The organism is Escherichia sp. KTE52, from assembly GCF_000408325.1.
GTDB classification, from domain to species: Bacteria; Pseudomonadota; Gammaproteobacteria; order Enterobacterales; family Enterobacteriaceae; genus Escherichia; species Escherichia marmotae.
Genome location: NZ_KE138677.1, coordinates 908,690 through 922,024 on the forward strand (window position 1 = coordinate 908,690; position 13,335 = coordinate 922,024).

Genomic DNA, 13,335 nt, shown 5'->3' on the forward strand with positions numbered 1-13,335 from the left:
CAATGACCAAACAGGTAAAAATCTACCATAACCCGCGCTGTTCAAAGAGCCGTGAAACGCTGAACTTGCTGAAAGAAAACGGCGTAGAGCCTGAAGTAGTGCTCTACCTTGAAACCCCCGCTGATGCGGCAACGCTGCGTGATTTGCTGAACATGCTGGGGATGAACAGCGCCCGTGAATTAATGCGCCAGAAAGAGGATCTTTATAAAGAGCTGAATCTGGCTGACAGTTCGCTTAGCGAAGAGGCGCTGATTCAGGCGATGGTAGAGAATCCGAAGCTGATGGAACGCCCGATTGTGGTCGCGAATGGCAAAGCGCGCATTGGTCGTCCGCCGGAGCAGGTGCTGGAAATCGTGGGTTAAGATGTACCCCTTCGGTAGCTAAGGCATATTGCCGGATGCGACGCTTGACGAGTCTTATCCGGCCTACAAATACAATGAACTTGATTCGAGTAGGTCGGATAAGGCGCTCGCGCCGCATCCGACAATAAACGTCCCGTTTACAGCTTCAAAATCTCTTTCACAAACGGAATGGTCAACTTACGTTGCGCGGTAATAGACGCGCGATCCAACTGATCCAACGTCATAAATAGCGTGCGCATCTCTCTGTCGAGTCGCTTCAGCAAGAAACGTCCCACATCTTCCGGCAGTTCAAAACCACGCAAACGAGCACGTAACTGTAGCGCCTGCAACTTATCTTCATCAGAAAGCGGCTGCAATTTGTAGATCTGCCCCCAGTCGAGACGAGACGCGAGATCAGGTAATCCCAGATTCAACTGGCGCGGAGGGCGATCGCCGGTGATCAACAACCGCGTTTTGCCCGACTCCAGAATCCGATTGTAGAGATCGAAAATCGCCATCTCCCACAACTCATCGCCAGCAATACACTCAATATTGTCGATGCAGACCAGCGACAAATGCTCCATACCGTCGAGCACTTCCGGGACAAACCAGGTGCGTTTATCCAGCGGGACATAACCCACCGCATCGCCACGCTGCGACAATTCCGCGCAAGCCGCGTGCAGCAGATGGCTGCGCCCCGCGCCTTCGCGTGCCCAGAGATAAATGTAACCGCTATGTTCCTGACGCAGCACATTTTGCAGCGCGGCCAGTAGAGAGGAGTTATCCCCCGGCCAGAAACTTGCAAAGGTTTCGTCGTCAGGAAGATAAAGTGGCAAAGAGAGCTGTGCCGGTGTGTTCAGAGATACCTCAACCAGGGATTCCACAAAATCGCGAGAAGTTTACCACAGAATTCCATTATGTTTGAACCGGGCAGCAACACTGCCCGGTCTGTACATTATTTATCTGTTATATCCGCGTCTTCTGCGTCCAGCACCACTTCTTCAGGGCGCAGCACGCTAATCAGTTTGAAGATCAAGCTTAAGCCGATACCGACGATAGTCGCCAGCGCCATGCCTTTCAGCTCCGCCGCGCCGATGTTTACCTTCGCGCCACTGACGCCGATGATCAAAATAACAGAAGTCAGGATCAGGTTCTGAGCTTTGTTGTAATCCACTTTCGATTCAATCAGCACACGAATACCAGAAGCACCAATCACGCCGTAAAGCAGCAGTGAAACGCCGCCCATCACCGGCAGAGGGATCATCTGGATAGCGGCAGCCAGTTTACCAACGCAGGAAAGCAGGATGGCGAAAATCGCCGCGCCGCCGATTACCCATGTACTGTATACGCGGGTGATCGCCATAACACCGATGTTTTCCCCGTAGGTGGTGTTTGGTGTGGAACCAAAGAAACCGGAGATCACGGTCGACAGACCGTTAGCGAACATCGAACGATGCAGGCCCGGATCGCGCAGCAGATCTTTCTTCACAATGTTAGCCGTTACGACCAGATGCCCCACGTGTTCGGCAATCACCACCAGCGCCGCTGGCAGAATAGTCAGAATAGCAAACCACTCGAAGCGCGGTGTATAAAGGGTTGGCAGTGCAAACCAGTGAGCGTTAATAATCGGCGTGGTATCGACGATCCCCATCGCAAAGGAGAGCGCATAACCCACCAGCACGCCAATCAAAATCGGGATAATCGCCAGGAAACCACGGAACAGCACGGAACCTAAAACCGTGACTGCCAGGGTGGTAATAGAAATGATGACGGTTTTGGAATCTGGCGTTTGCCCTTCAGTCGGGAGTAAGCCAGCCATACCGGCAGCTACGCCTGCCAGCTCCAGACCGATGACGGCAACGATCGCGCCCATTGCTGCGGGCGGAAACAGGACGTCCAGCCAGCCGGTTCCCGCTTTCTTCACAATAAAAGAAACCAGGCAGAACAGCACGCCGCACATAATAAAGCCGCCCAACGCGACTTCATAACCCAACGGCAACAGTAACAATACTGGAGAAATAAAGGCAAAGCTGGAACCGAGATAAGCCGGGATTTTGCCTTTACAAATGAAGAGATACAGTAGCGTTCCGATACCGTTAAATAGCAGTACGGTCGCCGGGTTAATATGAAATAAGACGGGCACCAGGACGGTTGCACCAAACATGGCGAACAAATGTTGCAAACTAAGCGGGATTGTCTGTAAAAGTGGCGGTCTTTCACTCACCCCGATAGCACGGCGCGTCATAGTATATTCCTCTGTATTATGTGTTATAGGCGCTTTACTCAAAAAAAAGCCGACTCTTAAAGTCGGCTTTAATTATTTTTATTCTTTATTTTGTACCAAAGATTTTGTCACCGGCATCACCGAGACCCGGAATAATGTATCCGTGCTCATTCAGCCCCTGGTCAATCGATGCGGTATAAAGCTCAACGTCCGGGTGCGCTTTTTCCAGCGCAGCGATGCCTTCTGGAGCTGCCACCAGCACCAACACTTTAATGCTGCTGCAACCTGCTTTTTTCAGTAGGTCAATGGTGGCGATAACTGAACCACCGGTTGCCAGCATTGGGTCAACGATCAGCGCCATACGCTCATCGATGTTAGACACCAGTTTCTGGAAGTACGGCACCGGCTCCAGTGTTTCTTCATTACGGTACATACCGACTACGCTGATACGCGCACTCGGAACGTTTTCCAGAACGCCGTCCATCATCCCCAGACCGGCACGCAGAATCGGCACTACGGTAATTTTTTTACCTTTAATTTGGTCGATTTCCACCGGGCCGTTCCAGCCTTCGATGGTTACTTTTTCAGTTTCGAGGTCAGCGGTCGCTTCGTAAGTCAGCAGGCTACCCACTTCGGAAGCGAGTTCGCGAAAGCGCTTGGTGCTGATATCTTGCTCACGCATCAGTCCCAGCTTGTGTTTGACGAGTGGGTGTTTGACTTCCACGATCTTCATACTCTTTCTCCTTTGAGGGGCAGCCACAAAAAAAATCGACGGATTATACCGCCTTTCTTCAAGGCGGCAATATTATTTTCGTTGATTTTAGTCAAACCCATAGAAAATTTAGATAAATACATTTAACATTCAAATAGTTAAAAAAGATAATTATCCTGGCAATAAATCATTCGTTGCCTCTGCACGCGCATTTTTTCACCTCTCGCTCAGCAAAAAGGGGGGTAAAAAAGGTTGTGTAAAGCAGTCTCGCAAACGTTTGCTTTCCCTGTTAGAATTGCGCCGAATTTTATTTTTCTACCGCAAGTAACGCGTGGGGACCCAAGCAGTGACCGATAAAACCTCTCTTAGCTACAAAGATGCCGGTGTTGATATTGACGCGGGTAATGCTCTGGTTGGAAGAATCAAAGGCGTAGTGAAGAAAACGCGTCGCCCGGAAGTGATGGGCGGTCTGGGCGGCTTCGGTGCGTTGTGTGCGCTGCCGCAAAAATATCGCGAACCCGTGTTGGTTTCCGGCACTGACGGCGTAGGCACCAAGCTGCGTCTGGCGATGGACTTAAAACGTCACGACACTATCGGTATCGATCTGGTCGCCATGTGCGTTAACGACCTGGTGGTGCAAGGCGCTGAACCGCTGTTTTTCCTCGACTATTACGCAACCGGAAAACTGGATGTTGATACTGCCTCATCGGTGATCAGCGGCATCGCGGAAGGGTGTCTGCAATCGGGCTGCTCGCTAGTGGGTGGCGAAACGGCAGAGATGCCGGGGATGTATCACGGCGAAGATTATGACGTAGCTGGTTTCTGTGTTGGGGTGGTAGAAAAATCAGAAATCATCGACGGTTCGAAAGTCAGCGACGGCGATGTGCTGATTGCTCTCGGCTCCAGCGGCCCGCACTCGAACGGCTATTCGCTGGTACGCAAAATTCTTGAAGTCAGTGGCTGCGATCCGCAAACCACTGAACTCGACGGCAAACCATTAGCCGATCATCTGCTGGCCCCAACCCGTATTTATGTGAAATCGGTACTGGAGTTGATCGAAAAAGTGGATGTGCACGCCATTGCGCATCTGACCGGTGGCGGCTTTTGGGAAAATATTCCGCGCGTATTGCCGGAAAATACCCAGGCAGTGATTGATGAATCCTCCTGGCAATGGCCGGAAGTATTCAACTGGCTGCAAACGGCAGGCAATGTCAGCCGCCATGAAATGTATCGCACCTTCAACTGCGGCGTCGGGATGATTATCGCCCTGCCGGCTCCGGAAGTGGACAAAGCTCTCGCCCTGCTCAATGACAACGGTGAAAACGCGTGGAAAATCGGTATCATCAAAGCCTCTGATTCCGAACAACGCGTGGTTATAGAATAATGAATATTGTGGTGCTTATTTCCGGCAACGGAAGTAATTTGCAGGCAATTATTGACGCCTGCAAAACCAACAAAATTAAAGGCACCCTACGGGCAGTTTTCAGCAATAAGGCCGACGCGTTCGGCCTTGAACGCGCCCGCAAAGCCGGTATTGCAACACATACGCTCATCGCCAGCGCGTTTGACAGTCGTGAAGCCTATGACCGGGAGTTGATTCACGAAATCGACATGTACGCACCCGACGTGGTCGTGCTGGCCGGTTTTATGCGCATTCTCAGCCCGACGTTTGTTTCTCACTACACCGGGCGTTTGTTGAACATCCACCCTTCCCTACTACCAAAATATCCCGGTTTGCATACCCATCGCCAGGCGCTGGAAAATGGTGATGAGGAACACGGCACATCGGTGCATTTCGTCACCGATGAACTGGACGGCGGACCGATTGTTTTACAGGCAAAAGTCCCGGTATTTGCAGGTGATACGGAAGATGAAATCATCGCCCGCGTGCAAACCCAGGAACACGCTATTTACCCACTGGTAATTAGCTGGTTTGCCGATGGGCGTCTGAAGATGCACGAAAACGCCGCGTGGCTGGATGGTCAACGCCTGCCGCCGCAGGGTTACGCCGCCGACGAGTAATGCCCCCGTAGTTAAAGCGTCAGCTCTACCGTTGGCGCTTTTCAATTCCCTTGTAAATCGCAAGCTCCAGCAGTTTTTTTCCCCCTTTTCTGGCATAGTTGGACATCTGCCAATATTGCTCGCCATAATATCCAGGCAGTGTCCCGTGAATAAAACGGAGTAAAAGTGGTAATGGGTCAGGAAAAGCTATACATCGAAAAAGAGCTCAGTTGGTTATCGTTCAATGAACGCGTGCTTCAGGAAGCGGCGGACAAATCTAACCCGCTGATTGAAAGGATGCGTTTCCTTGGGATCTATTCCAATAACCTTGATGAGTTCTATAAAGTCCGCTTCGCTGAACTGAAGCGACGCATCATTATTAGCGAAGAACAAGGTTCCAACTCTCATTCCCGCCATTTACTGGGCAAAATTCAGTCCCGCGTGCTGAAAGCCGATCAGGAATTCGACGGTCTCTACAACGAACTGCTGCTGGAGATGGCGCGTAACCAGATCTTCCTGATTAATGAACGCCAGCTCTCCGTCAATCAACAAAACTGGCTGCGTCATTACTTTAAGCAGTATCTGCGTCAGCACATTACGCCGATTTTAATCAATGCTGACACTGATTTAGTGCAGTTCCTGAAAGATGATTACACCTATCTGGCGGTGGAAATTATCCGTGGCGATACCATCCGTTACGCGCTGCTGGAGATCCCATCAGATAAAGTGCCGCGCTTTGTGAATTTACCGCCGGAAGCACCGCGTCGACGCAAGCCAATGATTCTGTTGGATAACATTCTGCGTTACTGCCTTGATGATATTTTCAAAGGCTTCTTTGATTACGACGCGCTGAATGCCTATTCGATGAAGATGACCCGCGATGCCGAATACGATTTAGTGCACGAGATGGAAGCCAGCCTGATGGAGTTGATGTCTTCCAGCCTGAAGCAGCGCTTAACCGCAGAACCGGTACGTTTTGTTTATCAACGCGATATGCCCAGTGCGCTGGTTGAAGTGTTGCGTGAGAAACTGACCATCTCCCGCTACGACTCCATCGTACCCGGCGGCCGTTATCACAATTTTAAAGACTTTATTAATTTCCCCAATGTCGGCAAAGCCAATCTGGTGAACAAACCACTGCCGCGTTTACGTCATATATGGTTTGATAAAGCCCAGTTCCGCAACGGTTTTGACGCCATTCGCGAACACGATGTGCTGCTCTATTATCCTTATCACACTTTTGAGCACGTGCTGGAACTGCTACGCCAGGCCTCGTTCGACCCAAGCGTACTGGCGATTAAAATTAACATTTACCGCGTGGCGAAAGATTCGCGCATCATCGACTCGATGATCCACGCCGCGCACAACGGTAAGAAAGTCACCGTGGTGGTTGAGTTACAGGCACGTTTCGACGAAGAAGCTAACATTCATTGGGCGAAGCGGCTTACCGAAGCGGGAGTACATGTGATCTTCTCTGCCCCGGGGCTGAAGATTCACGCCAAATTATTCCTGATTTCGCGTAAAGAAAACGGCGAAGTTGTGCGTTATGCGCATATCGGAACCGGGAACTTTAACGAAAAAACGGCGCGCCTTTATACCGACTACTCGCTGCTGACTGCCGATGCGCGTATCACCAACGAAGTACGGCGAGTGTTCAATTTTATTGAAAATCCATACCGTCCCGTAACATTCGATTATTTAATGGTGTCACCGCAAAACTCTCGTCGCCTGCTGTATGAAATGGTAGACCGCGAGATCGCCAATGCTCAACAAGGGCTACCCAGCGGTATTACCCTGAAATTGAATAACCTGGTCGATAAAGGTCTGGTTGATCGTCTGTATGCGGCCTCCAGCTCCGGCGTGCCGGTGAATCTGCTGGTGCGTGGGATGTGTTCACTGATCCCTAATCTGGAAGGCATTAGCGATAACATCCGTGCTATCAGCATTGTCGATCGTTACCTGGAACATGACCGGGTTTATATTTTTGAAAATGGCGGCGATAAAAAGGTTTACCTGTCCTCCGCCGACTGGATGACACGCAATATTGATTATCGTATTGAAGTGGCAACGCCACTGCTCGACCCACGGCTGAAGCAGCGGGTACTGGACATCATCGAAATTCTGTTCAGCGATACAGTCAAAGCGCGTTATATCGATAAAGAACTCAGTAATCGCTACGTTCCCCGCGGTAACCGCCGCAAAGTACGGGCGCAGTTGGCGATTTACGACTACATCAAATCACTCGAACAATCTGAATAACCCTATGCCAATACACGACAAATCCCCTCGTCCACAGGAGTTTGCTGCGGTCGACCTTGGTTCAAACAGTTTCCACATGGTCATTGCCCGTGTGGTGGATGGCGCAATGCAGATTATTGGTCGCCTGAAACAGCGTGTGCATCTGGCGGACGGTCTGGGGCCAGATAATATGTTGAGTGAAGAAGCAATGACGCGCGGCTTAAACTGCCTGTCGCTGTTTGCCGAACGCCTGCAAGGATTTTCTCCTTCCAGCGTCTGTATTGTTGGGACCCATACGCTACGTCAGGCGCTGAATGCCACTGACTTTCTGAAGCGAGCAGAAAAGGTTATCCCCTACCCGATTGAAATTATCTCCGGTAATGAAGAAGCACGTCTGATTTTTATGGGCGTGGAGCATACCCAACCGGAAAAAGGCCGCAAGCTGGTTATTGATATTGGCGGCGGCTCAACGGAACTGGTGATTGGCGAAAATTTTGAACCCATTCTCGTGGAAAGCCGCCGAATGGGTTGCGTCAGCTTTGCCCAGCTTTATTTCCAGGGTGGCGTCATCAATAAAGAGAATTTTCAGCGCGCACGCATGGCAGCGGCGCAAAAACTGGAAACCTTAACCTGGCAATTCCGGATTCAGGGCTGGAACGTGGCAATGGGCGCTTCCGGCACCATTAAAGCCGCCCATGAAGTGTTGATGGAAATGGGCGAGAAAGACGGGATTATTACCCCGGAACGTCTCGAAAAACTGGTGAAAGAAGTTTTACGCCATCGTAATTTTGCATCGCTTAGTTTACCGGGCCTTTCCGAAGAACGGAAAACCGTATTTGTCCCTGGACTGGCAATTTTATGCGGTGTGTTTGATGCCTTAGCTATCCGTGAACTGCGGCTTTCTGACGGTGCGCTACGCGAAGGCGTACTTTATGAAATGGAAGGCCGTTTTCGCCATCAGGATGTACGTAGTCGTACCGCCAGCAGCCTCGCCAACCAGTATCACATTGACAGTGAACAGGCACGGCGGGTGCTGGAAACCACCATGCAGATGTACGAACAGTGGCGGAAACAACAACCGAAGCTGGCGCATCCGCAACTGGAAGCCTTGCTACGCTGGGCCGCCATGCTGCATGAGGTCGGGTTAAATATCAACCATAGCGGATTGCATCGCCATTCGGCCTATATCCTGCAAAACAGCGACTTACCGGGTTTTAATCAGGAACAACAATTGATGATGGCGACGCTGGTACGCTATCACCGTAAAGCGATTAAGCTCGACGATCTGCCGCGCTTTACGCTGTTTAAGAAGAAGCAGTTTCTGCCCTTAATCCAGCTATTGCGCCTTGGCGTATTGCTAAACAACCAACGTCAGGCAACCACTACCCCACCGACATTAACGCTGATTACCGATGACAGCCACTGGACTCTGCGTTTTCCGCATGACTGGTTTAGCCAGAACGCGCTGGTTCTGCTTGATCTGGAAAAAGAGCAAGAATACTGGGAAGGCGTGGCTGGCTGGCGGTTAAAAATTGAAGAAGAAAGCACGCCTGAAATCGCGGCTTAAGATGAAATGAAAACGGGCCAACATGTTATGTCGGCCCCAATAAATTACGCGCTTTCCCGGACAGGTTCTCTTTCATCCAGCATATCCACTAACAGTTGCGGTTCACCAATCAAAAAGCCTTGCAGGTAATCAATACCCAAAGAATGAACCGCCTGGCGAATCTCTTCATTTTCAACATATTCCGCAACCACTTGCATTTTCTTCATTCGCGCCAGATGACAAATTGACGCCACTATCTGGTAATCCAGACTATTCGAGACAATATTGCGTATGAAGCTGCCATCAATTTTTAATAAATTGGCATTCACATTTTTTAGCCGCGCATAACTGGCATAGCCGGTGCCAAAATCATCAATTGCAATTTGGCATCCTAACTCCTGAAGATGCTGCAACGTATTCTGTGCCTGTTTAACATTGGTCAGGATATTACTTTCTGTTACCTCAAAAATAAGCTGCCACGCTTCTATTTGATATTTAGCTAAAAAATGACTGACGTTCAAAGGAAAATGCGCCTGACAAACGGAAGTTGGCGACAGGTTAATAGCAAATCGGCAGGCAGGCATTTTTTCTCTATTTTCCGCCATAAATTGCAGTGTATGTTCGATGACCCACATGTCGATGCTGGACGATAAGCCAAATTCATGCGCAACCGGTAAGAAATTGTCAGGATTGATGAGTTCATCGTTCTCTCCTTTCATGCGCAGCAGAATTTCATGATAGACATCACCACGCACCCCAGTAATCGGCTGGGCCATCAGGCAAAACTGGTTATGCTCAAGCGCCTGCTGTAGCCGATTCATCATCGCCACTTTGTCTTTTAATTCCCGTTGTAAATACATTGCCCCACGACGTTGCATATTTTCCGGGGTATTGGTCACGATGGAAAGTTCGGCAACCGTATTTAACTCCCCGAGCAGCAGGTATATATGATTAACCGGTGAGCGGACATAGCAATAACTAACGCCAATCTGAGGTTGTAACGGTATTCCATCCCAAAAGAAACGAAACTGCTTCAGATGGTTATCCAGCGCGGTAATGCGCTCCTGGTGTGATTCTGTATTCAGTCGTAACGCAAGGTCGTTGCCGGAAAGCTGATAAACAGATTCGCCCGGCTCCAACAATGATGTCAGCCAGTGTGAAATTTTTTGTTTATATTGAATGCGTAGCATGATGCCATAGTTCTTTACCAGCATTTCCATGCCTGGGATGCGTAAATAACATAGCACGGACCAGGGTGCATCGCGCAGCGCGCGGTTCAGGGCGCGAATATTTGGCAGATGAACAACCGGGTCCACATAGGCAAGCCGTTGAATGCGTCTGACCACCGCTCGCTGACGGGTTGCCAGTACAGCCATATAATTGACAATAAAAGAAAAAACTAAATAACTGGAGGAAGTTATGGTCAGTTGCGTGGTATATCCTGGATAAAGGGGAATGTAATTCTGATAGCTGTGAATACTGATCATCAGCACTACCGCCCAGAGCAGCGATATAAACTTATAGCCGTAGCGCATTGCTCCCCACATCATCAGCGGCAACAATAACGATAACGTATAGTTGGTGCTAAAAATTGTGCTTTTTTCATTTAACGGCATACATAACAGCAACAGCAACGTACCTAAAGCCAGTAACCAGATCGCAAATTCTTTTTTGGTCACTTTTCTGTCAACCTGCTGTTTTAACTGCGAATAATAGCTACGTAAATAAAGTGGATTTCGCACCACCCGAATGATGAAATAGCACAGCGGGACACCGATAAGATTACCGACCAGCAGGGCCTGATAATTGATTAAGGTTCCAAGGTTAAAAGGCATGACGCCTACCAGATTTTCTTTGCTCGCCAGTAATCCTACAAACGCCGCAAACTGGAAAAGCACCAGGAACAACGTTGCAGGAAAAAAAATCTGCCAAAAAATTCGCTGGGAAATTAAGCGGGTATCGCCATGTGAAACGTTGTTACGCCGGGGAGTAAAGACCCTGTAACCGCCCCAACAAATAATAATAATGATAATAAAATTAGCCGTTAACGAAAGCGTTTCGTAAAGGCCAAGCTCCGCATACTTACGAACAAAAATGCCTAATGCTATACCCGGTAATGCTGCCCAGCCAAAAAACATCATCATGCTGATCATCAGAGCCAGGGGCAGATAAAAGAGAAATACTTCACCAGAGGAAATATGCGCGAAAGTATTTATTTGTGCGAAAACAGGTAAAATTAAAGAAGGCAGGATCAGCGGAAGCCCCCACCATTTATCACGTATTTTTATATAAGTTGCATTCAGTTTCATAGATGCTCAGCAGAATCCCCCACATCCTGAAGGGGTGTATTCAGACAGGCATCCCACCTGACTTCGAAAGATGATTACTCATCGCTATAGAGGACATTGATTCTAAGTGTCATATGAAAGTTCCAATTGATATATATCAAACAAAATAACCCTGATTAATGAATTATTACGTTTATTATGTTAATTCATCATTATTACATCAGCACTGTAAATAATTAAATTAATTTCCATAACATTAAAATATGTATCCACTGACGCTTTTTTACATAACGAAGAATTGACCATTTTTTCCTGATGTGCCTTAATGTAAGTACCGTCTCCTGAGTGGGACATACTTCAAGGAACCTTTTGTGAGTCAGGCAACCAGTATGCGAAAACGACACCGATTTAACAGTCGTATGACCCGTATCGTACTACTCATTAGCTTTATCTTCTTCTTTGGCCGCTTTATCTACTCGTCCGTCAGTGCCTGGCAGCATCATCAGAGCAAAAAAGAAGCTCAACAATCCACACTCTCTATCGAATCATCGGTACAACGTTAGCGGTTACCTTCGTCATCCTTCCTGAACAAGACGGCTCAATGTTGTCAGATGCTGTTGCTCTTTGTTGTTATCAAAGCGGCAAGCATTCTTTCACCTTAAATCTCGCCTCTTTGCCCTGACTGACGATCATCTTGCCTAAGGACGGAATAAACATTAAATTAATATATATATTTCAATTATATTTTTTATTAATTTATTATCCTGGTGAATTTTAATAAATTAAATCTATTCCTTTATCCGCAATACATTTACTTTCTTCTTTTGATGATCTTAAATGTCTTATTTTTCGTAATGTGTACAACAAGGAATAGTGATGAAATTTAAAAAATGTTTTCTGCCTGTGGCAATTTTAGCGTCATTCACCCTGGCAGGATGCCAGTCAAATGCTGACGACCATGCCGCCGATGTCTATCAAACCGATCAACTGAATACAAAGCAAGAAACTAAAACCGTTAATATTATCTCCATTCTTCCCGCAAAAGTTGCCGTAGATAACTCACAAAATAAACGGAATGCGCAAGCCTTTGGCGCACTTATTGGCGCTGTCGCAGGCGGCGTTATCGGCCATAACGTTGGATCTGGTAGTAACTCCGGAACAACTGCTGGTGCAGTTGGTGGCGGAGCTGTAGGCGCGGCAGCGGGTACTATGGTGAATGATAAAACCTTAGTGGAAGGTGTCTCTTTAACTTATAAGGAAGGCACCAAAGTGTACACCTCCACCCAAGTGGGTAAAGAATGCCAGTTCACAACGGGTTTAGCCGTTGTTATTACCACCACTTATAACGAAACGCGTATTCAGCCAAATACAAAATGTCCTGAAAAGAGCTAACTATCAGGAGGACTCATGAAGAAAGTTTTTCTTTGCGCCGCCATATTAGCTGCTGTTAGTAGCCCGGCTTTCGCCTCTTCATTACAGGATCAACTCTCTGCGGTCGCAGAAGCTGAACAGCAAGGCAAAAATGAAGAACAAAGGCAGCATGACGAATGGGTTGCGGAGCGCAACAGGGAAATCCAGCAAGAGAAGCAACGGCGCGCAAACGCTCAGGCCGCAGCGAATAAAAGAGCGGCAGCAGCAGCAGCGGATAAAAAAGCTCGCCAGGATAAACGGGACGCCGAATTCACTGCGGATAAAAAGCGCGATCAAAGTTATGAAGATGAGCTGCGCAACTTAGAGATTCAGAAGCAAAAACTGGCGCTGGCAAAAGAAGAAGCGCGCGTTAAGCGTGAGAACGAATTTATCGATCAGGAACTGAAACACAAAGCAGCGCAAACCGATGTTGTACAATCTGAAGCTGACGCTAACAGGAATATGACTGAAGGTGGTCGTGATTTGATGAAAAGCGTGGGTAAAGCAGAAGAGAATAAATCAGACAGTTGGTTTAATTAATCGTCTTTCCACTACCAGGCCTGTAATTCGTGAGG

General features: G+C 48.4%; 13 protein-coding genes. 8 read left to right on the plus strand and 5 right to left on the minus strand.

Features of this window, described 5'->3' with window-relative positions:
- The first annotated feature begins 2 nt into the window (after nt 1-2).
- Nucleotides 3-362 carry an arsenate reductase (glutaredoxin) gene (gene arsC / locus A1SC_RS12780; protein ID WP_000166463.1) on the plus strand — a complete coding sequence of 120 codons (360 nt, stop codon included), beginning with the start codon at nt 3-5 and terminating at the stop codon, nt 360-362.
- A 137-nt stretch (nt 363-499) separates the two neighbouring features.
- Here arsC and A1SC_RS12775 read toward each other — a convergent pair whose 3' ends face one another.
- From A1SC_RS12775 to upp, 3 genes are all read right to left on the minus strand, one after another.
- Nucleotides 500-1,201, minus strand: coding sequence for a DnaA inactivator Hda (locus tag A1SC_RS12775; protein WP_001307333.1), 702 nt, complete (start codon nt 1,199-1,201; stop codon nt 500-502).
- Nucleotides 1,202-1,296: 95 nt separating this feature from the next.
- The gene (gene uraA / locus A1SC_RS12770; protein WP_010378964.1) at nt 1,297-2,586 is read right to left on the minus strand and encodes a uracil permease; all 1,290 of its coding nucleotides are present in this window, start codon (nt 2,584-2,586) and stop codon (nt 1,297-1,299) included.
- 85 nt (nt 2,587-2,671) lie between these two features.
- The gene (gene upp / locus A1SC_RS12765) at nt 2,672-3,298 is read right to left on the minus strand and encodes a uracil phosphoribosyltransferase (protein ID WP_001295473.1); all 627 of its coding nucleotides are present in this window, start codon (nt 3,296-3,298) and stop codon (nt 2,672-2,674) included.
- Between the two features lie 325 nt (nt 3,299-3,623).
- Here upp and purM point away from each other — a divergent pair, with 325 nt between their 5' ends.
- The 4 genes from purM to ppx all read left to right on the plus strand — a co-directional run bounded on the left by purM (nt 3,624) and on the right by ppx (nt 9,083).
- Nucleotides 3,624-4,661 carry a phosphoribosylformylglycinamidine cyclo-ligase gene (gene purM, locus A1SC_RS12760; protein WP_001516867.1) on the plus strand — a complete coding sequence of 346 codons (1,038 nt, stop codon included), beginning with the start codon at nt 3,624-3,626 and terminating at the stop codon, nt 4,659-4,661.
- The gene (gene purN / locus A1SC_RS12755; RefSeq protein WP_016262252.1) at nt 4,661-5,299 is read left to right on the plus strand and encodes a phosphoribosylglycinamide formyltransferase; all 639 of its coding nucleotides are present in this window, start codon (nt 4,661-4,663) and stop codon (nt 5,297-5,299) included. Before purM ends, purN begins: the two co-directional genes overlap by 1 nt.
- Nucleotides 5,300-5,470: 171 nt before the next feature.
- Nucleotides 5,471-7,537, plus strand: coding sequence for a polyphosphate kinase 1 (ppk1, locus tag A1SC_RS12750; protein WP_001516868.1), 2,067 nt, complete (start codon nt 5,471-5,473; stop codon nt 7,535-7,537).
- A 4-nt stretch (nt 7,538-7,541) separates the two neighbouring features.
- A complete protein-coding gene (gene ppx / locus A1SC_RS12745) occupies nt 7,542-9,083 on the plus strand; it encodes an exopolyphosphatase (protein WP_016249066.1) in 1,542 nt (513 codons plus the stop codon).
- Nucleotides 9,084-9,127: 44 nt separating this feature from the next.
- Here ppx and A1SC_RS12740 read toward each other — a convergent pair whose 3' ends face one another.
- Together A1SC_RS12740 and A1SC_RS25440 are read right to left on the minus strand one after the other, a co-directional pair.
- The gene (locus tag A1SC_RS12740) at nt 9,128-11,371 is read right to left on the minus strand and encodes a bifunctional diguanylate cyclase/phosphodiesterase (protein WP_016262253.1); all 2,244 of its coding nucleotides are present in this window, start codon (nt 11,369-11,371) and stop codon (nt 9,128-9,130) included.
- Nucleotides 11,372-11,551: 180 nt separating this feature from the next.
- Nucleotides 11,552-11,704: a hypothetical protein gene (locus A1SC_RS25440; RefSeq protein WP_000019728.1), complete on the minus strand. Its 153-nt coding sequence runs from the start codon at nt 11,702-11,704 to the stop codon at nt 11,552-11,554.
- Nucleotides 11,705-11,721: 17 nt separating this feature from the next.
- Here A1SC_RS25440 and A1SC_RS0121625 point away from each other — a divergent pair, with 17 nt between their 5' ends.
- The 3 genes from A1SC_RS0121625 to A1SC_RS12730 all read left to right on the plus strand — a co-directional run bounded on the left by A1SC_RS0121625 (nt 11,722) and on the right by A1SC_RS12730 (nt 13,300).
- On the plus strand, nt 11,722-11,913 hold the full coding sequence (locus A1SC_RS0121625) for a YfgG family protein (RefSeq protein ID WP_000076002.1): 192 nt from the start codon (nt 11,722-11,724) through the stop codon (nt 11,911-11,913).
- Nucleotides 11,914-12,223: 310 nt separating this feature from the next.
- Nucleotides 12,224-12,742 carry an outer membrane lipoprotein gene (locus A1SC_RS12735; protein WP_010378956.1) on the plus strand — a complete coding sequence of 173 codons (519 nt, stop codon included), beginning with the start codon at nt 12,224-12,226 and terminating at the stop codon, nt 12,740-12,742.
- A gap of 15 nt (nt 12,743-12,757) precedes the next feature.
- Entirely contained in the window at nt 12,758-13,300 is a 543-nt protein-coding gene (locus A1SC_RS12730; protein ID WP_000755156.1) for a DUF5384 family protein, read from the plus strand.
- Nucleotides 13,301-13,335 lie beyond the last annotated feature (35 nt).